The organism is Leeuwenhoekiella sp. W20_SRS_FM14, from assembly GCF_052119605.1.
In the GTDB taxonomy this organism is placed as follows: Bacteria; Bacteroidota; Bacteroidia; order Flavobacteriales; family Flavobacteriaceae; genus Leeuwenhoekiella.
Window position 1 is genome coordinate 119104 of record NZ_JBGQOK010000006.1, and the last position, 26994, is coordinate 146097.

General features: G+C 34.7%; 26 protein-coding genes. 7 read left to right on the plus strand and 19 right to left on the minus strand.

Annotated features, from left to right (window positions below; all coding sequences use genetic code 11):
* Positions 1-3 precede the first annotated feature (3 nt).
* Together ACEN25_RS11705 and ACEN25_RS11710 are read right to left on the minus strand one after the other, a co-directional pair.
* Complete coding sequence (locus ACEN25_RS11705; RefSeq protein WP_441803079.1) at positions 4-927, minus strand: glycosyltransferase family 2 protein; 924 nt, start codon at positions 925-927, stop codon at positions 4-6.
* Between the two features lie 166 nt (positions 928-1093).
* Entirely contained in the window at positions 1094-1921 is an 828-nt protein-coding gene (locus ACEN25_RS11710) for a glycosyltransferase family 2 protein (RefSeq protein WP_441803080.1), read from the minus strand.
* 22 nt (positions 1922-1943) lie between these two features.
* Here ACEN25_RS11710 and ACEN25_RS11715 point away from each other — a divergent pair, with 22 nt between their 5' ends.
* The gene (locus ACEN25_RS11715; RefSeq protein WP_441803081.1) at positions 1944-2765 is read left to right on the plus strand and encodes a beta-1,6-N-acetylglucosaminyltransferase; all 822 of its coding nucleotides are present in this window, start codon (positions 1944-1946) and stop codon (positions 2763-2765) included.
* A 20-nt stretch (positions 2766-2785) separates the two neighbouring features.
* Here the strand turns inward: ACEN25_RS11715 and ACEN25_RS11720 are convergent, their stop codons facing one another.
* Genes ACEN25_RS11720 through ACEN25_RS11735 form a run of 4 tightly spaced genes read right to left on the minus strand, consistent with a single transcriptional unit; the run spans position 2786 to position 6612 of the window.
* Entirely contained in the window at positions 2786-3748 is a 963-nt protein-coding gene (locus tag ACEN25_RS11720) for a glycosyltransferase family 2 protein (RefSeq protein WP_441803082.1), read from the minus strand.
* Positions 3749-3754: 6 nt separating this feature from the next.
* The gene (locus tag ACEN25_RS11725) at positions 3755-4702 is read right to left on the minus strand and encodes a glycosyltransferase family 2 protein (protein WP_441803083.1); all 948 of its coding nucleotides are present in this window, start codon (positions 4700-4702) and stop codon (positions 3755-3757) included.
* Positions 4695-5609 (minus strand): glycosyltransferase family 2 protein, encoded by a 915-nt coding sequence (locus ACEN25_RS11730; RefSeq protein WP_441803084.1) that lies wholly within the window; start codon positions 5607-5609, stop codon positions 4695-4697. Before ACEN25_RS11730 ends, ACEN25_RS11725 begins: the two co-directional genes overlap by 8 nt.
* A gap of 16 nt (positions 5610-5625) precedes the next feature.
* The gene (locus ACEN25_RS11735; RefSeq protein WP_441803085.1) at positions 5626-6612 is read right to left on the minus strand and encodes a glycosyltransferase family 2 protein; all 987 of its coding nucleotides are present in this window, start codon (positions 6610-6612) and stop codon (positions 5626-5628) included.
* A 415-nt stretch (positions 6613-7027) separates the two neighbouring features.
* Between ACEN25_RS11735 and ACEN25_RS11740 the strand changes: the two genes are divergently transcribed.
* Entirely contained in the window at positions 7028-7774 is a 747-nt protein-coding gene (locus tag ACEN25_RS11740) for a hypothetical protein (protein WP_441803086.1), read from the plus strand.
* Positions 7775-7843: 69 nt separating this feature from the next.
* Here the strand turns inward: ACEN25_RS11740 and ACEN25_RS11745 are convergent, their stop codons facing one another.
* From ACEN25_RS11745 to ACEN25_RS11790, 10 genes are all read right to left on the minus strand, one after another.
* On the minus strand, positions 7844-8947 hold the full coding sequence (locus ACEN25_RS11745) for a glycosyltransferase (protein ID WP_441803087.1): 1104 nt from the start codon (positions 8945-8947) through the stop codon (positions 7844-7846).
* A gap of 5 nt (positions 8948-8952) precedes the next feature.
* Positions 8953-9744 carry a class I SAM-dependent methyltransferase gene (locus tag ACEN25_RS11750; protein ID WP_441803088.1) on the minus strand — a complete coding sequence of 264 codons (792 nt, stop codon included), beginning with the start codon at positions 9742-9744 and terminating at the stop codon, positions 8953-8955.
* Between the two features lie 2 nt (positions 9745-9746).
* The gene (locus ACEN25_RS11755; RefSeq protein WP_441803089.1) at positions 9747-11030 is read right to left on the minus strand and encodes an ABC transporter ATP-binding protein; all 1284 of its coding nucleotides are present in this window, start codon (positions 11028-11030) and stop codon (positions 9747-9749) included.
* Complete coding sequence (locus ACEN25_RS11760; RefSeq protein WP_441803090.1) at positions 11027-11917, minus strand: hypothetical protein; 891 nt, start codon at positions 11915-11917, stop codon at positions 11027-11029. The genes ACEN25_RS11755 and ACEN25_RS11760 overlap by 4 nt, the downstream gene beginning before the upstream one ends.
* A gap of 8 nt (positions 11918-11925) precedes the next feature.
* Positions 11926-13326, minus strand: coding sequence for a DUF6056 family protein (locus ACEN25_RS11765; protein WP_441803091.1), 1401 nt, complete (start codon positions 13324-13326; stop codon positions 11926-11928).
* Positions 13323-14051 carry a glycosyltransferase gene (locus ACEN25_RS11770; RefSeq protein WP_441803092.1) on the minus strand — a complete coding sequence of 243 codons (729 nt, stop codon included), beginning with the start codon at positions 14049-14051 and terminating at the stop codon, positions 13323-13325. The genes ACEN25_RS11765 and ACEN25_RS11770 overlap by 4 nt, the downstream gene beginning before the upstream one ends.
* A 16-nt stretch (positions 14052-14067) precedes the next feature.
* A complete protein-coding gene (locus ACEN25_RS11775; RefSeq protein ID WP_441803093.1) occupies positions 14068-14931 on the minus strand; it encodes an ABC transporter permease in 864 nt (287 codons plus the stop codon).
* A complete protein-coding gene (locus ACEN25_RS11780) occupies positions 14931-17414 on the minus strand; it encodes a polysaccharide biosynthesis tyrosine autokinase (protein WP_441803094.1) in 2484 nt (827 codons plus the stop codon). The genes ACEN25_RS11775 and ACEN25_RS11780 overlap by 1 nt, the downstream gene beginning before the upstream one ends.
* A complete protein-coding gene (locus ACEN25_RS11785; RefSeq protein ID WP_441803095.1) occupies positions 17415-18305 on the minus strand; it encodes a polysaccharide biosynthesis/export family protein in 891 nt (296 codons plus the stop codon). It abuts the gene before it with no gap.
* 125 nt (positions 18306-18430) lie between these two features.
* Complete coding sequence (locus tag ACEN25_RS11790; protein WP_441803096.1) at positions 18431-20629, minus strand: RecQ family ATP-dependent DNA helicase; 2199 nt, start codon at positions 20627-20629, stop codon at positions 18431-18433.
* A gap of 84 nt (positions 20630-20713) precedes the next feature.
* On the opposite strand from ACEN25_RS11790, the gene ACEN25_RS11795 reads away from it, so the two are divergent.
* Genes ACEN25_RS11795 through lptB form a run of 4 tightly spaced genes read left to right on the plus strand, consistent with a single transcriptional unit; the run spans position 20714 to position 23706 of the window.
* Entirely contained in the window at positions 20714-21682 is a 969-nt protein-coding gene (locus tag ACEN25_RS11795) for a KpsF/GutQ family sugar-phosphate isomerase (protein ID WP_441803097.1), read from the plus strand.
* Entirely contained in the window at positions 21682-22530 is an 849-nt protein-coding gene (gene tatC, locus ACEN25_RS11800; RefSeq protein WP_441803098.1) for a twin-arginine translocase subunit TatC, read from the plus strand. Before ACEN25_RS11795 ends, tatC begins: the two co-directional genes overlap by 1 nt.
* Before the next feature lie 17 nt (positions 22531-22547).
* The gene (locus ACEN25_RS11805; protein ID WP_441803099.1) at positions 22548-22913 is read left to right on the plus strand and encodes a carboxymuconolactone decarboxylase family protein; all 366 of its coding nucleotides are present in this window, start codon (positions 22548-22550) and stop codon (positions 22911-22913) included.
* Between the two features lie 55 nt (positions 22914-22968).
* Positions 22969-23706, plus strand: a complete 738-nt coding sequence (gene lptB, locus ACEN25_RS11810) for an LPS export ABC transporter ATP-binding protein (protein ID WP_028377687.1) — start codon at positions 22969-22971, stop codon at positions 23704-23706.
* A 94-nt stretch (positions 23707-23800) separates the two neighbouring features.
* Here the strand turns inward: lptB and ACEN25_RS11815 are convergent, their stop codons facing one another.
* The 3 genes from ACEN25_RS11815 to ACEN25_RS11825 are packed head-to-tail and all read right to left on the minus strand — an operon-like array spanning position 23801 to position 25799.
* Complete coding sequence (locus ACEN25_RS11815; protein ID WP_441803100.1) at positions 23801-24427, minus strand: NUDIX hydrolase; 627 nt, start codon at positions 24425-24427, stop codon at positions 23801-23803.
* On the minus strand, positions 24424-25050 hold the full coding sequence (locus tag ACEN25_RS11820) for a CatA-like O-acetyltransferase (protein ID WP_441803101.1): 627 nt from the start codon (positions 25048-25050) through the stop codon (positions 24424-24426). Before ACEN25_RS11820 ends, ACEN25_RS11815 begins: the two co-directional genes overlap by 4 nt.
* A 2-nt stretch (positions 25051-25052) precedes the next feature.
* On the minus strand, positions 25053-25799 hold the full coding sequence (locus ACEN25_RS11825; RefSeq protein ID WP_441803102.1) for a CDP-alcohol phosphatidyltransferase family protein: 747 nt from the start codon (positions 25797-25799) through the stop codon (positions 25053-25055).
* Between the two features lie 111 nt (positions 25800-25910).
* Between ACEN25_RS11825 and ACEN25_RS11830 the strand changes: the two genes are divergently transcribed.
* On the plus strand, positions 25911-26981 hold the full coding sequence (locus ACEN25_RS11830) for a PorV/PorQ family protein (RefSeq protein ID WP_441803103.1): 1071 nt from the start codon (positions 25911-25913) through the stop codon (positions 26979-26981).
* The last annotated feature ends 13 nt before the right edge of the window (positions 26982-26994 follow it).

Below are 26994 nucleotides of genomic sequence, written 5' to 3' on the forward strand. Positions count from 1 at the left end.
TCACTAATTTTTTAGGATCTTTTTAAATTTAATTAGTTCTATGAATAGAAAACTAAAATGGTATTTAATTTTAAGTATTGTTTTCAGACTAAGAGATTCTACCTGTTCTAGTATTTTCTTATGTAAATCATATGATTTTAGAAGCACACTCAACCAATTGAAATGTTTAATCAAATCTATAGAAAGTAGGTTTTTCTTTTTTAAATTTTCAATTATGAGCAGAGCTGCTTTTATTTTGGATTTTTTTCTAAAAGGACTCCCGGAATAATATTCGCCCGTATTTGAAGCCTTATGTTTCCTGCCGTAATACAAAGTTTTAGAAATCTTAATTCCAGAGAAACCTTGACTTAAAATACGACTATAACATTCCCAATCTTCTGCATACATTAGGGATTCTTCAAACCTGATATTTTCAAAGCAATTCTTATCCCAAAGTACAGCTGTCGAATTCAATAAAAATTCTTCTTTGACTAGTTTTGGTAGAACAGTAATCCCGTCAATTTTTTCAAGTTTATACTCATTTTCTGTTGAAAAACTTTTATCAAATTCTCCTTCAAATGTTTCCCTACCAGAAATACAAAAGCTAGATCTGCTTTGACACAACTCCCTAACCGTTATTTTTAAGTTATCAGGATGTACAATATCATCATCATCAAAAAAAATTATAAAATCCCCAGTAGCCCAATCTATTCCACAATTTCTTGCTCCAGGCAGCCCACTTGCATAGTTATTTGATCTCCTTTTGTATCGAAAACGATTATCGCTTAAAAAAGGACTGATTTGTATTTCTGTATTATCTGAACTTCCATCATCAACAATCAGACATTCAAAATCTTTATACGTTTGATTCTGAATAGAAACTAACATATCCTCTATTAAATGTGCGCGATTAAATGTTGGTAAGATGATTGAAATTTTTGAACTCACTTCTATCTTTTAAAAAGTTAACTTATTGTATATATCTGTTTATGATATATTTCCTCATTGATTATCAAGCTAAAACTTGTATAAATCTGGTTATCAATTAAAATTAAAGTCATTCTAATAAGATGGGCACGATTATAAGTCGCTAGGAGGATATGTATTTTTGGTTTTATTTCCATATTTTTTTTATCGCTCGTAAAGGATAAAGTATTTTTTTACCTAACCTATAGTCTATTCGTTGCAAGTTTTTAAGCTTTTCGCGCTCTTCAAATGCCACTTTGTCTAAAAAAAAATCAATTGTAGACGAATAATTTTCAAAATACAACTCCTTGTGTTTTAAAAATATATAGCGATACAATTCATACTTATGTGCATTTGCTGTTTTTGTGGTAGAATTGTCTCGTTTTCTATAATTAAACAATACTTCAGGTATCACAAAACACTCGCCCCCTGCATTCAATAATCGTATGTAAAATTCCCAATCCTCCCAGCCTTGGCACATACGTTCATCATATCCACCTACTTCCTGCCAGTCAGTCTTTCTAAAAAGCGCTGCGTTGCCAAGAGATGCATTTGAAAATAAAAAATTTTCAATACTTCCTCCTTGTGGTTTATAAATCCACTCCGTTTTTTCGTTAAAACAACGAGCAAAACAAGTCACTAAACTCACTTTGGGATTTTGTAATACGCTGACGGCCTTTTTACAAAAATCAGGTTCAAAATAATCATCACTATCCAAAACCAAAATAAACTCACCTCTAGCTTGTGAAATTCCCAAATTACGGGCTGCGGCCTGACCACGGTTTTCCTGAGTTATTAAATGAGTTATTTTTACCTTGAGATTTTTAAGAATATTTTTGGTTTCCTGATCAGAGCCATCATCAACTACGATTATTTCTTTACAATCATACGTTTGTGCAAAGGCAGAGTTGACTGCAGTTTCAATATACCGAACATCGTTGTAACAGGGAATAACTATAGATACTTTTTTTTCCATTAAGTTTGTTCAAATTATTTCTATGTCAGTAGCCATTTTAATCCTAGCCCACAAAAACGAGGAACAAGTAAAGCGACTTGTAAATCATTTAGCTTCTGATTTTAGAATATATCTGCATATTGATAAAAAATCAAAACTACACATTAACCCATCAAAGAATATTTTTGTTTTAAAAAAAAGAAAAGTCTCTTGGGGAAGTTATGCGCAAATTAGGGCGACATTAGACCTGTTAAAAATAGCATATAAAGGTAATCACTCCCGCTTTATACTAATTAGTGGTCAGGACTTGCCCATTAAGACTAATCAAGAAATTAAAAACTTTTTCTTTCAAAATAATAATAATTATCTAGAGTATTTTAAACTACCTCGAGCTGACTGGGGTGGGGGGATAAATATTGAACGAATGAGCCTTTTTCATTTTAAAGGCTCAAAAAACAGGTTTGTTAAAAAACTCGAACAGCGTTTACAGCGCTTTCAGAAAAACTATAAACTTCACAGATCGTTACCCGATAATCTATACGGTGGTGCTAATTGGATAAATCTTACTCGAGAAGCGGTCGCATACATTTTCAAAAAAAGTACTCCAACACATCTTATGAATTATTATTTTACAGAATGTGCTGATGAAATTTATATCCAGTCTATTCTTTTAAACTCTGAATTAAAAAAAACCTGTGTTAACAATACTTTGAGGTATGTCGATTGGCGATCAGGACCAGATTACCCAAGAACACTAACAATAAATGACAGACCGAACCTAGAACAAGCTGAGGGTTTATTTGCTCGCAAATTTGATAGCAGAATAGATCAAAATATTATTGATTGGATTTATGAGAAATTATAAAATCTATGATTGTTTTTAAATCACTTACATTTTGCCTTTTCCAATAAAAATTCACCTTTACTTACTAAAAAAGTACTTGATAAAGCCATTAAATAATAGAATGACGCTACTTTACCAAAAGTAGTATGAACCAATCCCAAGGTTTCGTAAAAATAGACAGGTCTTATTTTTAGTTTTATTAAACGATAAGACAAATTCATCATATTACGTACTAATTCTTTACGCGTCCCTATCGATATAAAGTTCTCTATTTCTATAAATGTCAACCTGTACACAATCAATAAATCACGGCTAAAAGCTACATAACTTTTAGTCATTGTCGCCTGTATTGAGCTTGCGTGCAATCGCCTTTTTGTCAAAACTTGATTAATGTATTTGCCATTAGTACTTACTAAAAGCATTTTACAAAAGTAATTATAATCTTGCCAAGAAGATAAATGCTCATGCCAAAATACTTGGGATGCTAATTCTCGAGTTAACATAATATCATAGGTATACCAGTTAATCTTTCTTAAAATAAAGTCTTCAACCGTGATACCATACTTCTTTTTTTGATACTTATAGGGTTCTTGCAAACCTTTTTCTGAAAAATTTTGAGTCTGAGCTATTACAAATTCAGTTTTTGAATGTTGAATTTCTTGTATCTTAACAGCTAAATGATCTCCTGTCATTAAATCATCACTATCAAACCAAATAATATAGTCACCTACACTATTTTCAAATCCAATATTCCGGCAAGCATTGGCTCCTTTAATACGGTTTTGTGGCCTTTTTAGTAATTTAAAGCGGGTATCAAGATCTATAAATTTTGAAACTACAGCTATAGAATCATCATTAGAACCATCATCTACTACAATACATTCCCAATTTGTAAAAACTTGGTTTTGTATACTTTCTAAGGTCTCTAAAATGAGTGCTGCTCTATTGAACAAGGGTATAATGATAGATATCAAGTTAGAACTAACTTTATATGAATTAGACATAATATTCTAAAATTGGATAGCTCTTCTCAATAAAAAATAACCTCTTTTAAAAAGTAACGCACTGAAAATAGACGCCACAAAAAATACCCCTTGTTTTTTACCAAAATAGTCGGCAATTATTGAAAAACAGTTTTTAAAAAAAGGGGGATAGTTTTCTTTTAAGGCTAATTTAAAAGAATACTGCATGTACCCACTTAAAAACCATTTTATTAAGGCCTTGTTATTAAATTCTTCAATATCTTTTGCCATAATAAATTTTATAAACGCAACTTTTTTTAAATAACGAATAGAATTTATAGGTTCTGAACTTAATGAGTTTTTATGAACACGACGGTGGGTCAATATTTTATTCACCCAAATACCATTTGTATTTAAATGTAAGAAGCGCGTGAAAAAGTTATATTCATCACCATCAGTTTTAAAATTTTCATTGAATTTAACCTGAAACAGCATCTCTCTTTTACATAAAAAATCATTTGTAATCCACCCTATTCCTTGCCTCCCAAAGGTATTTGCATTTATTTGACCCGGCAATCTGGGTGTCATATAGGGTTTATTAGTGAGACCTTCTCCTTCTATAAAGTTTTGTGAATCACCTACTGCAAAATCTGACTTTGTTGTTTGAATCGCCTCAATGAGTGAACTAATATGAGTTGGCAACATAAGATCATCACTGTCAAACCACTGTATATAGTAACCCGTACTCAGCTCGAAGCCATAATTCCTACAAGAATTTGCTCCTTTAGGAAGCTTTTTAGGGCGAAGATATAGCTTAAACCGCGTATCATTTTCAATAAATATGCTTACAACTTCTACGCTGTTATCTGTAGAATGATCATCTACAAGAATGCATTCCCAGTTAGGGTAATCCTGATTTGCTATAGATTCTAAAGTCTCTAAAACGAGGTTCTCCCTATTAAAAACAGGAATAATAACAGACACCTTCTTAGTCATTTACTTTACTATTCAAATATACCCGCCTTGAGAATTTTAGAGCTTCCCAAATACCTGCATATCGCAATGTCAATAAAAAAAAATCACTCCATAATTTAATGGGTCTCTTAACGTTGGGATAGTTCAACATCTCTGCATATCTAATTATTGGATATTGATGCTCTGGTTTAAACTTGTGAATGTGATTCATTAAAACTTTTTTAAAAAAAACTAATGCATATTCTCTCTTTTCGTCAAGCAAATAGTTTGGTCTAGAAATATTAAATTCAGATAACCTAAAATAAACTAACGCAGTATTTATAGAATAAACAAAGCCAAAATCACTAAACTCTAACCATGCATAATCATCAGCATGCCAAGCTAGAGGGAAATTTTTAAACTTATACTTATCATAAGCTTTTTTTCTAAAAATATGTTCAGAAAGTGAACTTCTTCCACCCCTAATAAATCTAGAATAAAAAAGGTCGCTGTAGCATTGTAATTTAGGATGCTTTTGAATATTAGAAATAATTTCTCCTGTACCATTTATTTCCTGAGTTGCAAAACGGATAAGGTTTATCTCAGCTATTTCTACTTCCCGAAGTTTTCTATAAAATTCTTCAACAACCTTTGGCCCCAGCATATCATCATCACAAAGAACCATAATCCACTTTTCATCATTTATTAAATTTATTGTTCTATTCCAGTGCTCAGGGAGAGAGTTCTTTCCCCAATTTGACGGAAAGAATTTATAGGTGATATTTAATTTATTTTGGTATTTAGTGATCATTGAAGTTGGATCACTAGGTGAATTATCATTTCCTATATAAACTTTAAACCATTTATTTGTTTGATTTACTAAGCTTTCTAGACATTCTTCAAAAAAGTCAATTTTATAGTAAGGTATGACAATTGCAAGTAGAGGCATTTTAAAAAAATAACAGTTAAAAAACTGAATTATTAACTTGAGGCTTAAGAAAAACTTCACCTCTCTTTAATACTGCGTAAGAAATAACACCTATTAACCAGATAAGACTAATTTTTAATTTCCTGTAAAGCGTTATTTTCAAATCAAACAAACTATATATAAGAAATGGAAAAACATAAAAACTTGCTTTCTTCATTTTTTTTAGTGTTGCCTCTCTAAAGAAGTCATACTGCTGTCTAAAAATAAAGTGTTTAGTTGATTTGGTCATCAATTCCCCATATTTAAATCTAGCTTCTGCCCTTACTTTTACATTTGAAATAACTTTATCAGTACTCTCAAAAAAATTGTTAGACATATTATCAAGATGCATGTTGACTCTAGTCAAAACTAAGTATGTAACTGAATACTTAGGATTTAGTGATAAAACTCTAATATGAAAATCATAATCTTGAGATTGCTGAAGTCTTTCATTAAATTTTAAGCGGTTTTTAATTAAAAACTTCTTATCCCATAAGGGGCAACTTGTCAGCCAAAATATTTTAAATTGAATAAAATCATTAAAACAATCTTTTGACTTCAATAGCTTAGATTTAAAACCTAAAGATTTTTTGTTTATATAGTCATAAACCTCAATTTGACAAACACAAAAGGGTGATTTGTAACTAGCTAAAATTGCCTGCTGTAATTCTAGCTTTGAAGGATAAAATAAATCATCACTATCTAACCAATTTATGTATTCCCCCTCACTCAGCTCAAAACCATAATTCCTACACGCATTAGCTCCTTTAGGTCTGTTAGAAGGTCTCATATGGTATTGAAAACGAGAATCTTTCTGAACATAGTACGCTAACAATTCAGCCGTGTCATCTGTACTCCCATCATCTACTACGATACATTCCCAATTTTCATAGGTTTGAGCCAATACCGAGTCTAAAGTCTGCCCAATTAGATGGGCTCGATTGTAGGTGGGGATTATTATGGATACTAAGGGTTGCTCCTGCATACTTTAAAAAATGATAATATCAATTTCAATGGACTACGTGTTATACAATACCGACTTGTGGGAATTGATCAGCGGATACAACTGTGGATTAGGCAAATCCAAAGTCACACAATTCTTATAGAGCTAGAAGTCCAAACACCTTACACATAACAAACCCGTAGATACTCCGTAGCAAAGGCGTAGGTAAAGCGTGTTTAGCGTTACCCAAAAAACCTGCTTCCGGAAAATCAGGCAGAATCGGCAGCAATGACCCCTGCGCGTTACAATGCTTTTAAAAACAGCTTAATTTCAGCTTCACAATTTAACTTTAACATTTTGCATTTCTGAGCTGTTCAAACCGACTACCGCACAGGTCAGGACTTCAGTACAGAAAAGCAATGATTTCTAAAACACGTTTAATTTAGTTCATAGTATTATGGCTGTACTCAAAGGCTTGATCAAAATTGAAGGTACCCTTGACGGTTTGACCTTCTACAAAGGGAAAAAGGGGTATCTAATTCGCACCAAAGGCGGTATCAGTAAAGAACGCATTCAAAAGGACCCGGCATTCATCCGTACACGGGAGAACGCGAACGAATTTGGTCTGGCTGCGACAGCAGGTAAAATACTTCGCTATGCGCTTTCAACACTCATTCGCAATGCTAAAGACAGCACGCTGCCTTCTAGACTTATGACCACAATGATATTAATTAAAAATCAAGATACTGCTTCTCCCAGAGGACAACGCAATCCGGCAATGGGCTTAAGCACTCCGGAAGGCAAACGTCTGCTTCACGATTTTAACTTTAATACACATGCGAATCTCACTCAAGTACTGCACGCAGCCTACTCGGTGAATGGCACCACGGGCGAATTCAGTATGCCCGGCTTTGTCCCCGGTACCCAACTGGTTGCGCCTCCGGGTGCTTCCCACGTCACGTTACAGTCGGCGTTGTTGAATGTAGATTTCAACACTGAAGTCCGTGATCTCAAGCTCAGCGACCCCCTCAACCTACGCATCAACTTAACATCAGAAGATGTTGCCTTAGACCCGGCTGCTGTTACAGGTACAGGGATCACGATGATTCTTTTACAACTTTCCTTCTTTCAGGAAATAAACGGAATACAATACCATTTAAACAACGGGGCGTTCAATACCCTCAATGTTTTAAAAGTGATTTAAATGAACAGTTAGCTGATGGTTGAATTAAGAAGCTATCAGCCAATATTTGATTTCATCCATATAGATCGTTTAACAGTTTTCTACAGCCCGTAAAAGAACTTCTTCTAATCTACGAATATACAAATCCATCGAAAAATGGGCTGTGATTCTTTCCTTACCTGCAGAACCTAATTTCTGTGCTAAATCTTTATTATCCAATAACTCAATAAGGTTATCTGCCATCGCTTCTACATCCCCTTCTTTTGAGAGCAGACCAGTTTCACGATGAAGTATCACATCAGGTATTCCTGCGTGATAGGTTGAAACAACGGGCACACCGGCAGCACTCGCTTCAAGTACTGCAACAGGAGTTCCTTCCATGTCTCCGTTTAAGGCAGTTTTTGAATGCTGAACAAAACATCTGACTCTTGACAATTCTTCTTGAAACGCTTTCGGCTCAATGACACCTAAAAAGCGTACGGAATCAAAACAGCCTAGTGCTTGAGATAAATCGACACAGGCATTATAGAGCATTCCACTACCGGCCATGAGTAAAACAGCATCAGTATGCTTCTCCAGCACTTTAGAAAAAGCTATAAGAGTAAGATGCGGAGCCTTTTTATCTACAAAACGCCCTACTGATAGTATATTCTTTGTTGAATAATTTGGATTAACCTTCAGAAATGAAGGGTTTGGTCCGTATGTATTGAGAATAAGCTTTTCTTTTAGACAACCCAGATCTAAAAGCATACGCTCCATTTTATTTGAAACCGCTAAGATATAAGTTGATCGCGCAAATACCTCTTTATACGTATTTGTAGATAAAATAACACTCTTAACAGACGCATCGTACCCGTGAAAATGAACAACAACTGCTATATTTAGCTGCTCAAAAACCGGCATTAGGTGATGCGCATGATTCCCATATTGAACCAGTACAACATCAATTTGATGCTTTTTTAAAGATTTCACTAGATTAGCAGCTCTTAATTGCTTGGTAGGTACGTCAATACATTTTTCTTTAAATTTTTGGTAAAGATTTAGTCGTACTAAATTAACATCTTCTCCTTCTAGTTTAAAATCATTTCCGCTTCCATAATAATAAAAAACAGTACCGGAAAGAAGATTTTTCTGAGCTTGAATAAAAGTCTCTGAATAAGGATTTCTACTGGGTGAGAAGATAGCGATATTCATAAATTCTATTTAAAAAAATTTAGTGTTTTCTTCATGAAATAATACCCCTTAAAACGTGCTGCTTCTTTTGAAGATTTCATTTGTAAGCCCATATTACTATTAACCCTTTTCAGTCTGGATGTTGGTTCTTCTAGATTAAGTAGATTATGATTTCTTATAGTAACGTTCGAATTATACTTAGGATTTTTATCAATAACCGCATAAAAATAATCAAATGAACACCAAATTTTAATGTATTCAAAAAATATAACTTCTCCGTCTATGTCTTTAGCTATTTGATTTATTGATCCATAGTCAACATCTTCATCAACAGGCTGTAAACCAGCAGGATCATTATCCCTTAACCACTTCTGATGATACTTTGAGGGACAGGCTAATAATAATCTTCCTTGATCTTTTAGAATTTCTTTTATAGCCTTATGAAACTTTGATCTTTCATTAAATGGTATGTGTTCGTAAACATCTATCATAATTACTGCATCATAATGCTTACCTGGAAGATTTTGGGTAACATCAAATACTTTAAAGGATAAATTACCATTTGTGAACAACCTTTTTGCAGCTTCTACTAAAACTGTACTCAGGTCTATGCCTTCTACAGTTGTATCTTTAAAATGCTTCGCAAATTCGTGACTGCTCCAGCCCAAACCACAGCCAATATCGAGTATGGATTTTGAATTTTGTGGTATAAAAGAAGCTAGATTGATAATTGCTGATTCAATCCGTTTATTTCCTAAAACATAATCTTTGATCAATTTTTCATCAAAGTTGTTATAAAATTCTTCTATTATTCTCATAGCTATACTATTGAAAAAGGTAAAATTACAGCAGTATAAGCTCGATTAAGTTTACCCACTTTGTAAAAATCTCCCTCCAAAACTTTCAAATAAAAAGCCTTTTCCAAATAGTCTATATGATTTTCTTTGCTGGTAGTTTTTTCACTTAACGTAAATTGCAAGTTATACAAACCTCCTCGCAAACTTAATTTTTCAATATCAAAATCTATAAATCCTCTCTTTACAAAATCGTCTATATCAGCTCCCATCTCATCTGTAACAACCATCGCTTTTAATTCTTCATTTTGATCCCTTAAGGCAAAACCTAAAATAAGCTTAGCTCCTATTTTTTCTCTTATTTCAAATGAGAATCTAATCTTTAAAAAATCCCCAGATATTACTGAATCTATTTTCGATCCATTTTTAGAATATGTTTCAATTTTGGATACTATAATTTTTCCATTACCAGTTCTATCTTCTCTAGAGTACAAATCAGTTTCACTTTTAGAAGTATCATTAGCTCTGAGATAATAATTTACTGCTTCAGTAGCATCACTTTCAAATACCCCATAGCCATTTTCCAAAACAATACCTCTTGTACATAAACTTCTTACACTCGACATATTATGACTCACAAAAAGAACAGTTCTTCCTTCTCCCTGTGAAATATCCTGCATTTTACCTATTGCCTTTTTTTGAAATTCGGCATCTCCTACGGCAAGCACCTCATCTACAACGAGAATTTCCGGTTCTAAAAAAGCTGCCACAGCAAATGCTAGTCGCACGGTCATACCGCTGCTGTATCGTTTTGTAGGTGTATCTATATAGCGTTCACATCCCGAGAAGTCTATAATCTCATCAAGTTTTGACGAGATTTCGGCTTTGGTCATTCCTAAAATGGCGCCGTTTAAATAAATATTCTCACGCCCGGTAAGTTCATGATTAAATCCGGTGCCTACTTCAAGCAGGGAAGCGATACGCCCCCTGCTTTTGATTAGTCCGGTGGTTGGTGCGGTTACCCGGGATAAAATCTTAAGCAAAGTAGATTTCCCTGCTCCGTTTTTACCGATGATCCCAAGTACCTCCCCTTGCTTTACTTCAAAGTTGATCTCCCGCAAAGCCCACACATAGTCCTCCGTAGATTTTTGACTGCGGTCGTTTACGGCTCCTACCTTTAAAAATGGATCTTCCTTACCTCGTAACCTTGCCCAATTTCGTTTAAAATCATCCCGCAACGTACCGGTGCCTACTGTTCCAAGTCGGTATTGTTTGGAAATATTTTCAGCTTTTAAAATTGTCTTTGTCATTTTGCAAGAATCTTATGTGGCTTCAAAATGATTGTTCTGAGTTTTCTTACTAAACCTCGAATAAAAAAGCCCATTGAAATTTCGTTTAATTGCTGTTTCCTTTGATTTGAAAATAATTCAATTAGATCAGGAATACTATTTCCTAGTTTAAAATGAAGCCTGTTCCAGACATGCGGTGCGATAGGATGAAAGTTTTTTATTGAAGTATAATTTTCCTTTGAAATAGTTTCCCAGAATCTCAAGTAGCCATCAGTATTAAAATCATCCCGATGTCCCCAATTCTTAACTTTAAATTCAATTTCTTCTTTTGAACGTGCCCAAGATTGATGAATAACATATACACCTAAATCATGATTCCGAATTGAATTATTAGCTCTGACAAATTCATACTTTGGAAAATTCGTTATAAAAGAAAAGCTTTCATTATTTTCTATATAAACATAACCTCCTTCTACTTTTTTGAATAGCGTAATTAATTTTCCTCTAAATGCAATAGGGGTAAGCTGAGGAAAATAGGTAAGAAAAATATTCTTCTTTAGAAACCTGACTACTTTATCAAATTGAGGGATATATTCGTCAGCGTCAAGTTGTATTTTCCACCCACGCCCCATCTTTTGCAATAAGAGATTCCGCTCTCTTGTTTCACATTCAATTGGACTTAGAGAATCTATATAAAACCTATCCCTATATATCTCTATTTTATTATCTACATCATACACTTTTAATTTCTCAAAAAAAGATTCAGGAATGGTATATTTAGTACCCGTCCAGGAAAGTAAATTTTCATCGATTGCAAAAAATATTTTATCTACATGTTTGTAAATACAATCTAGAGAGTTAAAAACTAGATCGTAGTCGTAAGAAATCAAATAGCCTACTTTAATCATCTTAGTTCTTAATCAGTATCTTTTAATCGAAGTGATTTAAAATTCTTGCTAAACCTACTATTGATAGCACTTCGATAACACGTATTTTGCCAATCATCTGGATTAATTGTAATATCGTAAATACGGAGAATATTTGTTCCTTCAATTTTTTTCAGCGCTAATTCAGATTGTGAAGAGTTCTGAATTAGTTCTAGCCTAGTATTAAAATCGGCAACAAACCTATCTAACTGACCATCTCGATAATCTTGAATTACCCCTTTGTAATTAGGATTAAAAAGTAAAATATATCCCAAAAAAATAATAAAAGGAAGTTCATAATCAAAATATCGAATTTTAAAATTATTGAACTTAGATTTTAGGAAAAACGTTACGTTAAACAAATTTATAAGTACAAGAATTAAAAAAATGAAATGAATCATATTTCCTATTCTACTTGAATTAACGCTTAGATTTCCTACTGCATATCTTGGAACAAATAATACTGCTGTTAGCAATATAAAAGATAATCCCAAGCATATGAAAGGGTTTAAACATTTTGTGCCCGAAATTCCTTTTATTCTCTTAATTAAAAAAACACCAAAAGCAAGATAAAATAAGCAGTAGGGCCACTCAATTAAACTTTTAATTGTGAAAAATCCCGCTGAAAGGATACTATTAATAACTGATAAAAAAAACTGCTTTCCCTCAGGGAAGTAGGATTGTCTATTAATAGACCCCGGTGATAATATGACTACCAAACTTGATAGTATTCCCACAAAATTTAAAATTACAGACCTTACAATAAACCTTCGACTTTTGAAAAAACTGTATACCAAATGAGCCAATAGAGATAAAATAGTAAAGGGTATTAGAATCTCATTATTGCCGTTTATTAAAATTAGAAGGATAGATAATTTTAAAGTAACGAGCTGATCTAATTGGAATTTTGACTTAAATAAGATTCCTAAAAAGAATAATAGAAAAACTAAACTTAGAAGATAAGCACTAGCACCTGCGAGCCAGTAAAAAAACTCATACAGTAATGGCAACTGACAAATTATTAATATATATATTAAAAGCGTTGTGAATAGCATTTCGTAACGCGTTAAACCTATTAAATAAAACACAGATAAACCATTAATGAAATAATAAATCGCTGTTCCCAGCAAGAACATAAAAAAGAACAGAATACACCTATATACCACCAACTCATAAATGGGGAGACTGCTCCATAGAGCATTTATAAACCTACCGTTATGTACCAAGTACCAATCTAATACATTTTCAGAATAGCTACTAAAACTAGAGTTAAATCTACAATAGTCGTCAGCAGAAAGAAAAGTATATTGTGTTACCATTAAAAATGGCACAATAAACATTATTAAGAGAGTAATATTTAAGATTGAAAATCCTAAAACTCTATTAATCATCTATTATAGAAATTATTGATAAGGACTAATTGCCTTCCTATTTTAAAACCTTGTTTAAATTTCAATTTTGAATCTTTAGATTTTTGTAGGTTGGTTAAATCAACTTCGATAATAAAACTTCTCGCCTCAATTATGGCTGCTTTTAAGCGAAGAAATAATTCTATATCAAAAAGCCATTCTGATATAAAAGGATCCTTGAATCCAATATTTACTATTTCTCTCTTAAATAATTTACAGCCACACTGGGTATCTTGAATCTTAGGATTAAATTCTATTATGGAATTTGCTGTCTTCATCATTAATAGACTGGCAACAGATCTAAAATCCAAAAGGCTAAATTTTGATTTAAGGGGGCGCTTACTTATACTCAATAAATATTTGGAATCAAAAATAGCTTTATATAATTTGTCCAATTGACTTAAGGGTATGTCAAGATCAGCATCTATAAAGCCATAAAATAAATAATTCTTTTTAAGCTTTGAAATGGATTCTTGTAAAATGTTCCCTTTTCCTAAATTTTCTAAACTAGTTATAAGAAAACTATTTTCAGATAGTAAAGACCCTTTTATAATTGCTGAAGTTTTATCTGTACTTCCATCATCTAGAAAATAAAAATCCCAATTCTGGTGAGTCTCAAAATAATCTAGAAAAGATTGTTTTTTCAACCTATGTTCTTCATTAAAACAAGGAATTAAGATTGCAACATCCCGGCTATAAATTTTCATTAATTTTTTAAATGACTTATATCGTATCAATAAAATTCTTACCGGTCCTGTTAAAAACGATCAATCCTATAAAAAACAAAACCAGACTTAACACTGAGCAATAAATCAGCAAGGGCCATTCAAATAAGCCTTCACTTAACGTCATATATCGAAAAGCTTCAATTAGAATCGCTATAGGATTTAATTCAACTACCCAGGTATACTCTGCTAAAGTAGCACTGTTACGCACTTCAGAAATCGGGTACATTACCGCAGATATATACATGAGAAGTGTTGTCGCAAAACCGATTAAAATTCTAAAGTCCCGGTATTTCGTAGTTAAAGACGAAATTAACATTCCTGCTCCTAAACCCAATACTGCCAATATAAGCAGGAGAACAGGGAAAAACCAAAGTGTATTATTAGGTTGTACTTCAGATCCTTTAATAATGATATATATATAAAAACAGGCAAAAATAAAAAGCTGAACACTCAATTTAAATAAGGCCGAAATAGCCTGCGACATCGGTGAGATAATTCTGGGAAAATACACTTTAGAAAAAAGCCCGGCATTACTGGCAAACGTGTTTGAAGTATTATTTAAACACTGGGCGAAATAGCTCCACATCGTAATACCCGCTAAATTAAATAAAAAAGGTGGTGCTCCACCTGTTGATATACTTGCGATATTATTAAAAACTAAAGTAAATATGATACCCGTGAATAAAGGCTGTATTAAATACCATAAAGGTCCAAGAATTGTTTGTTTATAAGCCGAAATGATATCACGTCTAACAAAAAGAAATAGCAGGTCTCTATACCTCCATATTTCCTTAAAATCAATATCAATCAAAGGTTGCTTAGCATTGATCTCGTACAACCATTCTTCCTGCTCTGCCATTATTTTTCTACTTGCTCATTGAACCAAAGTCTCAATTTGTTGAGTTTATTTAGAACCAAAGGTAAAAATCCTTTAGGCTTCTTATCGCGATAAGCTTCTCCATATTTACCGTAAGCATAGCCGTATTCATACCCGTAACCATACCCATAACCCATTTTACTTTTAGCACTGAAGTAATTGAGTATAAAACTTGTATTATTTATCTCCTTCTTTTTATACTTATCGTTTATGAGGCGCAACATTCCCTTTTTTGTGTAATGTTGACGAATGACATACAATGTGGCATCTACATAATCATCTAGCTCTAATGCATCTGCGACTAAACCTATAGGAGGAGTATCTAGAACTATGTAATCGTATCGTTTTTTCAACTCGTCAATCAAAACATCCATCTGATCACTCATTAAAAGCTCTGAAGGATTAGGAGGAACTGATCCTGCCAAAATCACATCAAGATGAGGAATTTGTGTTTTTTGAATTATGGATTCTAAATTATCTTCTCCTATCAAATAATTAACGACACCTTTTTCTAAAGGCAAATTAAAATCCCCAAATATCTTGGGTTTACGCAAGTCAAGACCTACTAAAACAGTTTTGCGTTCGCTTAAAGCAAATACACTGGCTAAGTTGATACTACAAAATGTTTTACCCTCTCCACTTACGGAAGAAGTAACACGTACCGTCTTAGCACCTTCAATCTTTTGTTTTCTGTAAATAAACTGAAGACTCGACCGTATACCTCTAAATGCTTCAGAAATTGCAGATCTGGGATCTTCAATTACCACAAGATTACTCTTTGAATTGCTCTTTCCTATAGCTCCTAAAACAGGTATTTTTGAAAGTCTCTTTATTTCGTTAGGGTTGCTTATTTTAGTATCAAAAAAGAACAGTAGAAACACAATAACCAATGGCACCACAGTTCCTGCAACGATAGCCATAACATAACTCACTTCAGTATTAGGGCCGATGGCTCCTCCTCCTGTATCTTTAGCTTCGTCTATTATTAATATATCTGAAACATTAGCTGCTTTAACAATACCTGCCTGACTCCGCTTATCTAAAAACAAACCATAGGCTCCTTCGGTGAGATTGTATCTTCGTTGTATGCCAAAAAGTTGTTGCTGTTCGTTAGGAAGTTTCCGCATTTGAGATTCGGTTTGTGCGATCTCACTGCGAACATCTCGTAGTTGACGATTTAATATTTGCTGGCTTGAAGCCATATTTTCAAATAAAACCGATTTAATTGCGTTGATACGTCTGTCTAAATCTTTAAACGCCGGGTTGTTCGGTTTTGCAGAATATGCCAGTCGTTTTCGCTCTTCGGCTAATTCTATAATACTCGATACACTTTGCGTAACACTACCTTCACCAATACCCGTAATTGAAGGCGCCGGAATATCTGTACCATAATCTTCCCGCGTACGTAAATAACGCTCCAAATCCTGATAATACTGAAGACGCTGTTCTAAATTTTGCTTTTGCGCATCTAACTCGGTTATTTTGGTTATTAAACCTTCTTCGCTGCCTCCTATTCCTACCGAAGAATTATTATCTCTAAATGCATCTAATTCTTCCTGAACGCTGCTCATCTCTGCTGTCTTCACAGCAAGACTACTATCTATAAATTTTATAGTTCTGGTAGCAAATAAATTTTTACGCTCTAATTGACTTTCGCTAAGTACGCGCACCGAAGAATTTAAATAATCAACGAGTCTTTTTTTGTTAGTACCGGTGAGGCTTAAAGTTAAAATGCTCGATCCCGTAGGTGTTTGGTCTATTCCTACTCCTCTGTATTTACCTACAGCTCCATCAAAAGCGTTAAACTGAATGATATATTCTTTACCTATTTCTGCCGGAATTCCAGATGGGTTCAGCTTAAAATTGAAATACGGTAAATCTACAGGATCACCTAAACTGTATTCTTTCAGGATTGCACTGTTAGGCACGGGTACCGTACTTATTTCTTTAGTACTATAATTTTGGGCTGAAGATGTCCCGCCTTGAAAATCAATTTCTAATCGGTACTTTTTATCACTTACAAAAACGATTTTAATCATTTTGCCTAGCAACTGAGGTCTTGTGACATTTACATCTACTATAAATGGGGTATTCCCGTAAATATCCTCTAGATGGTACTCACCTTGCTGAAGGTAATCTACATAAAACTGTAATTTTTCTACAACCGCTTCATTATGACTTCTTGAGCGTAATAAAATTATCGCCGTCTGTACCTTATCTGTGGTTCCTCCCCAGTTAAAGGTAAGACTGGTATTTGCTGTAAAAAACGGATTTTGATCGTCTTTAACGGTTATCATATTACTCATACGATAAACCGGCTGTTTTCTCACATTTTTATAATGTGCGATATAATAAGCAATACCTATACAAACAACAAAAAGCGGCCACCAGCTAAGTACCTTAATTATAAAACCCTTAAAGTCAAAAAAGTTCTGTAAATCTTTTATTTCAAACTCATCTTCCATTTAAAGTCGGGTGATTAATAAAACGGTTGTAACTGCTAAAGTAAATACTGAAACTAGCGTATTTAAAGATTGTAAACCAGTAGTACCTATTCCTAGCGATTTCTGCGGAAGCGGATTTACGAGAATCAAATCATTAGGCTGAATATAATAATAGGGCGAATTCAATGCCTCTATTTTCGTCAAGTCTACGTGGTGAATTTTCCTGCCACCAGGGTATTGCCTTAAAATCAAGACATCAGTGCGATTCCCAAATTGGGTAACATCTCCACTATTCACGATAGCTTCTAGAAGCGATAACTCTTCAACAAGTTCAACTTTAGTACCGGGGCTGCCTACCTCACCTGCAATAGTATATTTGATACCTGCTAATTTTACGGTTACAAATATGTTTGCATTTTCAGTAAAATAGTCATCTAATAATTTTTGCTCTATTTGCTCTCTAATTTCTTCTACGGTATATCCTAAAACAGATACATCGCCTAGCGTAGGCAAGCGTATTTTGCCATGATCATCTACCACAAACCCATCGTAATAGTAACCATCGCCCAGGCTACCTCCTTCGCCTTCTCCTCCTTGCGGATTGAATAAAGCTACTAATTCCTGATCTAACGCTTTAACACGAATACTCAAAACATCATGAACCTGAACTCTATATGGGCTTTTTAAAACATTAACTTGTATAAGACTGTCCTGAAGTGTATTTGATTTTTGAAGATAGGTAAGCTTTTTAGTAGGAATGCAAGAACCCAACGTAGCGAAGAGTGCTAAAAAAGCGAATCTAAAAAGAAAATTAGAAAGCTTTTTTAAAGGTTTTGATAACGACAGGGCAGAGCTTCGCTGTTCTAACTCCCAATTTTGAAGTAAAAATGGATTTTTTGTAGGAATTTTCATATTAGTTGGGATTGCAACTTCGACAAATATAACCTTTAACGTTTTATTATGAAAAACAAAAACAGCTTTGTTCAAAAAGTGCATATATACCTTTTAAACAAAGCTGTTTAATGAATTTGTTAAAATTAATTAGCTACCTCACTAAGAAATTTGATGCGATAAAGTTTAAGCTCTTCTTCATCATAATCTCCATCAAACTCATCTAAAGCTGCTTCAATACTATCTGTCTCGGCTTCTAAGAAATATTCGTGTAGTTCTTCTTGTTGATCTTCATCAAGAATATCTTCTATCCAGTAATTGATGTTCAATTTTGTACCACTGTTTACAATTACTTCCATCTCTTTTACAAAATCGGCCATTTCTAAACCTTTTGCAGAAGCTATGTCGTCTAGAGGTAATTTTCGATCAACATTTTGTATTATATATAACTTTAATGCACTGTTAGTACCAGTAGATTTAACAACTAATTCGTCTGGCTTTAGAATATCATTTTCAGCTACATAATCTGTAATGAGGTCTATAAATTCTTTACCGTATTTTTTTGCTTTTCCTTCTCCTACACCAAAAACGTTTGCCATCTCGTCTAGCGTCGTAGGATATTTAATCGCCATATCGTCTAGAGACATATCCTGAAAAACTACGTAAGGTGGCACACCTTTTTTCTTACCTACCTTCTTACGAAGGTCCTTCAACATAGCTATAAGCTTGGTATCTGCACCTCCTCCACTAGAAATTCCGCGTTCTACAATTTCATCTCTTGAATTGTCAAACACATGATCTTCAGTCATCATAAAAGACTGTGGATGCTCAAGAAATTTTTCGCCTGCCCTGGTCATTTTTATAACGCCGTAGGTCTCAATATCTTTCTTTAAAAATCCAGCAACAAGTATTTGCCTTGAAAGCGCTCTCCAGTAGCCGGGTTCTTTATCTTTTCCGCTTCCGAAGTAAGGCTCGTCATCTGTTCTGTGTGAAGAAATGATCGCATTTGATTTTCCTACAAGCGTTAATACCAGTTCTTTGCTTTTATATATTTCACCGGTATTTTTGACAACATTCAACATTTTGACTACCTCATCTTTTGCCTCATGCTTCTTTTTAGGGTTACGTACATTATCATCAAGATCTCCGCCTTCTCCAGTGTCATTATCAAATTCTTCCCCAAAATAATGAAGAATAAATTTACGCCTAGACATTGAAGTTTCTGCATAAGCTACAACCTCTTGTAACAATGCGTGACCTATCTCCTGTTCTGCAACAGGTTTGCCGCTCATAAATTTTTCTAACTTCTCAATATCTTTATAGGAGTAATAAGCAAGGCAATGTCCCTCACCGCCGTCACGGCCGGCTCTACCGGTTTCCTGATAGTAGCTCTCTATACTTTTTGGTATATCGTGATGTATTACAAAACGTACGTCTGGTTTATCTATACCCATCCCAAATGCTATGGTAGCAACAACGACATCAACATCTTCCATAAGAAACATATCCTGATGTTTAGCTCGTGTTTTAGCGTCTAAGCCGGCGTGATACGGCACCGCGGAAACTCCATTTACCTGTAAAACCTGAGCCAGTTCTTCTACCCGCTTTCGGCTTAAACAATAAATGATACCGCTTTTACCCTGGTTTTGTTTTATAAACCGAATTATATCTGCATCAACATTTTTTGTTTTTGGACGTATCTCGTAATACAGATTAGGTCTATTAAAGGAAGCTCTAAAGGAATTTGCATCAGAAATCCCTAAATTTTTCAAAATATCTTCCTGAACTTTTGGAGTAGCGGTAGCTGTAACCGCAATTATAGGAATGTTATCCCCTATTCGCTTTATAATGTGCCTTAGATTGCGATACTCTGGTCTAAAGTCATGTCCCCATTCACTAATACAATGCGCTTCATCAATAGCGACAAAACTAATTTTCTCAGAACGTAAAAATTCTACATTCTCTTCTTTAGTAAGCGACTCTGGAGCAACATATAAAAGCTTAGTTATTCCGTTTGAAATATCTTCTTTTACCTGCTTTATTTCACCTTTGTTTAAAGAGGAATTAAGTACGTGAGCGATACCGTGTTCTTTTGAAATCCCGCGAAGCGCATCAACCTGATTTTTCATTAGAGCTATTAAAGGACTAACAACTATGGCTGTTCCTTCTTCAATTAAAGCCGGTAATTGATAACATAACGATTTACCACCTCCTGTAGGCATAATCACAAAAGTGTGTTCGCCTTTAACGATACTCTTGATCACATCTTCCTGTAGTCCCTTAAATTGACTAAAACCAAAATATTTTTTAAGAGCTGCGTGTAAGTCTATTTCTTCTGAAGTCATTAAAGCTTGTTCAAATTTGCATACATTTGTATTCTAAATATAGTAATTTCTACTCCACAAACAAACGGCTTAATCTTATATCTTTTGAATACCTACGACCAGATTTTAAAAAGCGCTACTAAAACTATCGCTTTGGAGCAGGAAGCTGTAGCTAATCTAGCTACGTTTTTAGATGAACGATTTGCCGATGCAGTTTCACTAATTTATAACGCTAAAGGTCGGGTAATTATTTCTGGCGTGGGTAAAAGCGCTATAATTGCTCAAAAAATTGTTGCAACTCTTAATTCTACTGGAACGCCTTCAATCTTTATGCACGCTGCAGATGCGATTCACGGGGATTTAGGCACTATTCAAGAAGGAGATGTGGTTCTTTGTATTTCTAACAGTGGTAATACAGCCGAAATTAAAGTTCTTATTCCGTTAATTAAAAGTAGAGAAAATAAGGTTATAGCAATGACCTCAAACAAAGAGTCCTTTTTAGCAAAACAAGCAGATGCGGTTATAATGGCGTACGCCGAAAAAGAAGCCTGCCCTCATAATCTCGCCCCTACTACAAGTACTACTGTTCAACTTGTAATGGGAGATGCATTGGCGCTGGCCTTGTTAGACTTAAAAGGTTTTACGCCACAAGATTTTGCAAAATATCACCCGGGTGGCGCATTAGGCAAAAAAATGTATTTACGCGTTAGTGATCTTGTAGGCTTACACGATAAGCCTCAAGTTACACCAGACGCTCCTATAAAAAATGTTATTGTTGAAATATCTCAGAAGCGCTTAGGTGTAACAGCAGTAGTTGAAGCTCATAAAATTATAGGTATTATTACAGATGGAGACATACGTAGAATGCTAGAAAAAAACGAAGTGTTAACGGGACTTACTGCCAGGGATATAATGAGCAGCAATCCTAAGCAAATTTCTAATGAGGCGATGGCTACCGCTGCGCTTGAAGTTTTAGAAACAAATAGTATTACACAGCTTTTAGCTGTAGATCATAATAATAATTACACCGGTGTAGTGCACCTACACGACTTAATTAAAGAAGGAATTCTCTAATGGCAAAAAAACAGAAAGTATCTCAGGACGAAATGTCCTTTTTAGATCATCTTGAAGAACTTAGATGGCATTTAATACGAGCAACGCTAGCAATTGTAATTGTGGGTGTCGTGGCCTTTATATTTAAAGATTTTATTTTTGATGATATCATTTTTGCTCCTGCACGACCAGATTTTATCAGCTATGATTTTTTATGTAGAATGGCTAATATATTTGGTTCTGATAAAGGTTGCGTTAATGAGATGAATTTTATAATTCAGAACCGTACTATGGGCGGCCAGTTTAATGCTGCTATCTGGACTTCTATAATCGTAGGTGTGGTAGTCGCATTTCCATATGTTATTTATGAATTTTGGAAATTTATTTCTCCGGGGCTTTATGAGAATGAACGTAAAAACTCTCGTGGTTTTATAATAATTTCTTCTCTACTATTTTTCTTAGGAGTATTATTTGGCTACTATGTGATCGCTCCTTTATCTATTAACTTCTTAGCTAACTTTACGGTAGGTGAGCAAGTTAAAAATGAATTTGATATAGATTCTTACATAGGTCTCGTGCGTGCAAGTGCTTTAGCTGCAGGTCTTATTTTTGAACTACCTATTATCATGTATTTCTTTACTAAAATAGGTCTGGTTACGCCAGAATTTTTAAGAAAGTATAGAAAATATGCACTTATCATTGTCTTGGTTATTTCAGCAGTAATAACACCTCCAGATATTTCAACACAAGTGATTGTATCTATTCCTATTCTCATATTGTATGAGGTTAGTATTTTTATTTCCGCTTTTGTAGTAAGGCAGGAAGCAAGACAATTAAAACGAACCGAACGATCTAAAAACAAAAATTAAATAAATTATCCCTTTATATGTCTGAGAATTCTCAAAATCAAGTAGAATCATTTAACGCATACCGCGCTAAGATGAACGATAAAATTCTGGGTGATAAAAATAAAATTATCAATAGGATTTTTAATTTAGACACAAACGCATTTGCTGCTGGTGCTTTAGACGTAAAAACTAAAGAGCTATTAGGCCTCGTAGCCTCCACCGTTTTGCGTTGTGATGATTGCGTAAAGTATCATTTAGAAAGTTGCTTTAATGAAGGGGTTACTAAAGAAGAAGTGATGGAGACATTAAGTATTGGCACTTTAGTAGGTGGTACGATTGTAATACCACACTTAAGAAGAGCCTATGAATTCTGGGAAGCTCTTGAAGAAAATGCAGTAAAGTAATACGCAGAACTGGTTTTGACCGTTATATGCTTTACCTTAATCGTAAATTGAAGAAATGAAACTACGCGCAGAAAATTTAATGAAATCCTATAAGGGCCGAAAGGTCGTTAAAGGCATAACTGTTGAAGTTCAGCAAGGGGAAATTGTAGGTCTTCTAGGTCCTAACGGAGCCGGAAAAACCACTTCATTTTATATGATTGTAGGCCTAATTAAGCCTAACGGCGGAAGCATCTATCTTGACAATAAAGACATTACCAAGTACCCTATGTACAAGCGTGCTCAAAACGGTATTGGCTATCTCGCTCAGGAAGCTTCGGTGTTTAGAAAATTAAGTATTGAAGAAAATATCTTAAGCGTTTTACAGCTTACTAAGCTTAGTAAAAAGGAGCAGGTTGCAAAAATGGAAGAACTTATAGAAGAGTTTAGTTTAGGTCATATACGTAAAAGCCGTGGTGATTTATTATCTGGTGGGGAACGCCGTCGTACAGAAATTGCGCGTGCCCTGGCAACAAATCCTAATTTTATTTTATTAGATGAACCCTTTGCAGGTGTTGACCCGGTTGCAGTTGAAGACATTCAGCGTATTGTAGCACAGTTAAAGCAAAAAAACATAGGCATACTTATTACAGACCATAACGTTCAGGAAACACTCGCAATAACAGACCACACGTACCTTATGTTTGAAGGTAACATTTTAAAACATGGTGTCCCAGAAGAACTCGCAGCTGATGAGATGGTACGTAAGGTGTACTTAGGTCAGAACTTTGAACTGCGTAAAAAGAAACTGTTTTAGTTTATAAATACCATTTTAAAAATAGGGTTCAGAATTTAATAATTCTGAACCCTATTTATTTTAGACAATAAAAATTCTTTAAAGCTGTACCTTTTTAGTCGTAATAAACGGCCTGTGCTTCTTTTGCCAAAGCTATTAACTTAACTAACTGCTCTTCTAGAATACGATCTGGTGACAATGCGGGGAGCTTATTCATATCAAACCAGTCTACACCTCCTATATCAAAATTAGGATTAAAAGTGCCGTCTACAATCCTGCATAAGAAACACAACTTATACACATAATGGGTTTGCGGTGGGTGCGGATAACATCGTTTATCTAATACAGCTAACAGTCGTACTACCTCAGCACTAAAACCGGTTTCTTCCTGTATTTCTTTCAGGACATTTTCTGATGGAGTTAACCCTATATCTGCCCAGCCACCGGGTAAGGTCCACTTATTATCTACAGTTTCTTTAACCAATAATACCTGCCCTTTTTCATTTAGAATTAAACCTCTTACATCTGTTTTTGGCGTAGGATAATCTGTTTCCGGGAGGTAAAAATCTTTAAATTGCTGTACTGGCAGATTACTAAGTATACTCATCATGACTAAAGAAAGCGTGCGCAACTCTTGATAACGCTCAGCATCATAATTTTCTTTATTATAAACAAGACCAGCTTCAGCTAAAGACTTGACTTGTTTTATTGAGTTAAGCAACTGCTCGTTTATTTCGTTCATAGATTCAATAATTCTTGAAAACGCTTTACAAATTGCCCTATATGCATACCATCCATCAAGGCGTGATGACCGTGTATAGAAACTGGCATAGACTGTAAATTCTCAGTATTTGTTGTCATTTTTCCGAAGACAATTTTAGGGCAACTATCAGGAAATATTAGGCTTTTAGGATGCTCTACCGTAGTAAAATCTAACCACGGTAACGTTGAAAAATGTACCACATTTTCTCCGGAAACTGCTACTTCTAATCCGCTACCTGCGCGTACACGGGCAATTTCAGTTTTTGCATCCCTAGAAAAAATCCCAAAATCTTCATTAAACTTGATATAACTAAATCCGAAAGTTTCGTCAGGGCGGGCTATGGTAGGTGAACCATCTATACGGTCATAGAGATATACCGAATCTTCAACAATGCGGTATTTAAAATTTTCGATCTCATTCACTGCGAGCAACGCCTTGTGCAGGTAATGCAAAAATACAGATTCATCATGAGCTTTTGCTCTGGCATAGATTTGTGTACAATCTACTCGTACCGTAACCCCAAAAAAAGGCTGCTCAAATTGCTTAAAAAATGTGTAATGCTCCTTACGTTTCCACGTATGAAAGTCAATCTTAGATCTCATCTTTAAGCACTTTTAGAATTTTGTGTCGCTACAGAAAGTAAAACGTAAAAAAGTATAATTATTGGAATTGCTAAAAACGTAAGCCAAAACAATAAAATAACAGCTAAAAGCAAGAACCCATAGCGAACTTTATTTTCGGCCAGTTCCCAACTTTTAAACTTCAAAGCAAAAAGCGGGATTTCGGCATTCAACATAAAACAACTTAAAGCCGTAAGCGCCAGTAAAAAATAGGTGTTTGTAATTAAACTTTCGGCAATTGCATAATCCTGAAATTGTACTATTAGCGGCAAACTCACAATTAAGAGGGCATTTGCCGGTGTGGGTAATCCTATAAATGAGGTGGTTTGACGCGTATCTATATTAAATTTTGCCAGTCTAAATGCAGAGGCTAGCGTAATTGCAAATCCTAAAAAAGGAATAATGGAAACAGAATCCCAGGATAAGCCGGCTTCAACCCAGCGCTCACCGGTGTTCCAGTGTTCTAATTTATGCAATAATTGAAACATTACCATCCCAGGAACAACACCACTGGTAACCACGTCTGCCAGACTATCTAGCTGAAGTCCTAAATCTCCTTCTACTTTAAAAAGCCTTGCAAAAAACCCGTCAAAAAAATCGAAGAAGATTCCTAAAACCACTGCATAAGCAGCAAAATCTAAGCGACCGGTAGCAGCAAAAAAAGTCCCCAGCATACCACAAAATAAATTGGCCATGGTAAAGGCGTTGGGTATGTAACGTGTGATTTTCATAATTGATTATTTCTGTAAAAATAGTAAAGTAAGACTACTCACAAGATAGGTCTAAAATAAAGTTTAACTTCTCAAGACATTTAGCCAACTTTACGCCGAAAGAAGCCACACTTGAAAAAAGCAGGATTAGTCATATTTTTTTTAATTTTTACAGCGGGAGTTTGGTCTCAGGCTGTGCGTAAATATTCTAACGAATTTTTAAATATTGGCGTAGATGCTGCATCATTAGCAATGGCAAATGCAGTAACTGCAAGCTCATCTGACGTAAACAGTGGTTATTGGAACCCAGCCGGATTAGTGCATTTAGAAGATAATGAACTTGCGCTAATGCATGCCAGCTACTTTGCAAACATCGCACTATATGACTACGCAGCTTTTGCCACACCTATAGATGACCGAAGCGCGCTGGGCGTATCTCTAATACGGTTTGGAGTAGACGATATTTTAAATACAACTCAGTTAATAGACGCTAATGGCAATATAGATTACAACCGTATACGTCTATTTTCTACGGCAGATTATGCATTTACACTTTCCTACGCCAGAGAACTACCCGTACAAGGATTAAATTTAGGAGCGAATGCCAAGGTTATACGTCGAATAATAGGAGATTTTGCATCAAGTTGGGGTTTTGGTTTTGACTTGGGGTTACAATACGCTAGCGGAAATTGGAATTTTGGATTAATGGCCAGAGATATTACGACCTCAGTAAACACCTGGGCAATAGATGAAGAACAATTTGCTACAATTAGCAACGCTGTAGAAGGTCAAAATCAGGATTTACCAGAAACTCTAGAAATTACAATCCCAAAACTACAATTAGGAATCGCCAGAAACTGGGAAATTCATTATGACTATACCATAAAAGCTGAAGTAGACTTGATGATGCGTTTCACACAAACTAACGATATTTTATCAAGTTCATCTGTAAGTGCAACACCGGCTGCAGGCGTCGAATTTGGTTATACGGGCATCGTTTTTTTACGTGCGGGAGTTGGTAATTTTCAAGAACTAACCCAACTTGACGGAAGCAATCGCATAGGTTTTCAGCCAAATATTGGAGTGGGTTTTCAATATCGGGGAATTCATATAGACTACGCACTTACCGATATAGGCGATCAAAGCGCTGCGGTGTATTCTAATATCTTTTCTCTAAAACTAGATTGGGAGTTATTCCGCTAGGCCAATTTGCCAA

What these genes read in the sequence shown, in the direction of transcription:
- ACEN25_RS11710 (WP_441803080.1), bottom strand. Translation starts at nt 1,921, where the DNA reads ATGGAAAAAAAAGTATCTATAGTTATTCCCTGTTACAACGATGTTCGG.
- ACEN25_RS11715 (WP_441803081.1), top strand. Translation starts at nt 1,944, where the DNA reads ATGTCAGTAGCCATTTTAATCCTAGCCCACAAAAACGAGGAACAAGTA.
- ACEN25_RS11720 (WP_441803082.1), bottom strand. Translation starts at nt 3,748, where the DNA reads ATGTCTAATTCATATAAAGTTAGTTCTAACTTGATATCTATCATTATA.
- ACEN25_RS11725 (WP_441803083.1), bottom strand. Translation starts at nt 4,702, where the DNA reads ATGACTAAGAAGGTGTCTGTTATTATTCCTGTTTTTAATAGGGAGAAC.
- ACEN25_RS11730 (WP_441803084.1), bottom strand. Translation starts at nt 5,609, where the DNA reads ATGCCTCTACTTGCAATTGTCATACCTTACTATAAAATTGACTTTTTT.
- ACEN25_RS11735 (WP_441803085.1), bottom strand. Translation starts at nt 6,612, where the DNA reads ATGCAGGAGCAACCCTTAGTATCCATAATAATCCCCACCTACAATCGA.
- ACEN25_RS11740 (WP_441803086.1), top strand. Translation starts at nt 7,028, where the DNA reads ATGGCTGTACTCAAAGGCTTGATCAAAATTGAAGGTACCCTTGACGGT.
- ACEN25_RS11745 (WP_441803087.1), bottom strand. Translation starts at nt 8,947, where the DNA reads ATGAATATCGCTATCTTCTCACCCAGTAGAAATCCTTATTCAGAGACT.
- ACEN25_RS11750 (WP_441803088.1), bottom strand. Translation starts at nt 9,744, where the DNA reads ATGAGAATAATAGAAGAATTTTATAACAACTTTGATGAAAAATTGATC.
- ACEN25_RS11755 (WP_441803089.1), bottom strand. Translation starts at nt 11,030, where the DNA reads ATGACAAAGACAATTTTAAAAGCTGAAAATATTTCCAAACAATACCGA.
- ACEN25_RS11760 (WP_441803090.1), bottom strand. Translation starts at nt 11,917, where the DNA reads ATGATTAAAGTAGGCTATTTGATTTCTTACGACTACGATCTAGTTTTT.
- ACEN25_RS11765 (WP_441803091.1), bottom strand. Translation starts at nt 13,326, where the DNA reads ATGATTAATAGAGTTTTAGGATTTTCAATCTTAAATATTACTCTCTTA.
- ACEN25_RS11770 (WP_441803092.1), bottom strand. Translation starts at nt 14,051, where the DNA reads ATGAAAATTTATAGCCGGGATGTTGCAATCTTAATTCCTTGTTTTAAT.
- ACEN25_RS11775 (WP_441803093.1), bottom strand. Translation starts at nt 14,931, where the DNA reads ATGGCAGAGCAGGAAGAATGGTTGTACGAGATCAATGCTAAGCAACCT.
- ACEN25_RS11780 (WP_441803094.1), bottom strand. Translation starts at nt 17,414, where the DNA reads ATGGAAGATGAGTTTGAAATAAAAGATTTACAGAACTTTTTTGACTTT.
- ACEN25_RS11785 (WP_441803095.1), bottom strand. Translation starts at nt 18,305, where the DNA reads ATGAAAATTCCTACAAAAAATCCATTTTTACTTCAAAATTGGGAGTTA.
- ACEN25_RS11790 (WP_441803096.1), bottom strand. Translation starts at nt 20,629, where the DNA reads ATGACTTCAGAAGAAATAGACTTACACGCAGCTCTTAAAAAATATTTT.
- tatC (WP_441803098.1), top strand. Translation starts at nt 21,682, where the DNA reads ATGGCAAAAAAACAGAAAGTATCTCAGGACGAAATGTCCTTTTTAGAT.
- ACEN25_RS11805 (WP_441803099.1), top strand. Translation starts at nt 22,548, where the DNA reads ATGTCTGAGAATTCTCAAAATCAAGTAGAATCATTTAACGCATACCGC.
- lptB (WP_028377687.1), top strand. Translation starts at nt 22,969, where the DNA reads ATGAAACTACGCGCAGAAAATTTAATGAAATCCTATAAGGGCCGAAAG.
- ACEN25_RS11815 (WP_441803100.1), bottom strand. Translation starts at nt 24,427, where the DNA reads ATGAACGAAATAAACGAGCAGTTGCTTAACTCAATAAAACAAGTCAAG.
- ACEN25_RS11820 (WP_441803101.1), bottom strand. Translation starts at nt 25,050, where the DNA reads ATGAGATCTAAGATTGACTTTCATACGTGGAAACGTAAGGAGCATTAC.
- ACEN25_RS11825 (WP_441803102.1), bottom strand. Translation starts at nt 25,799, where the DNA reads ATGAAAATCACACGTTACATACCCAACGCCTTTACCATGGCCAATTTA.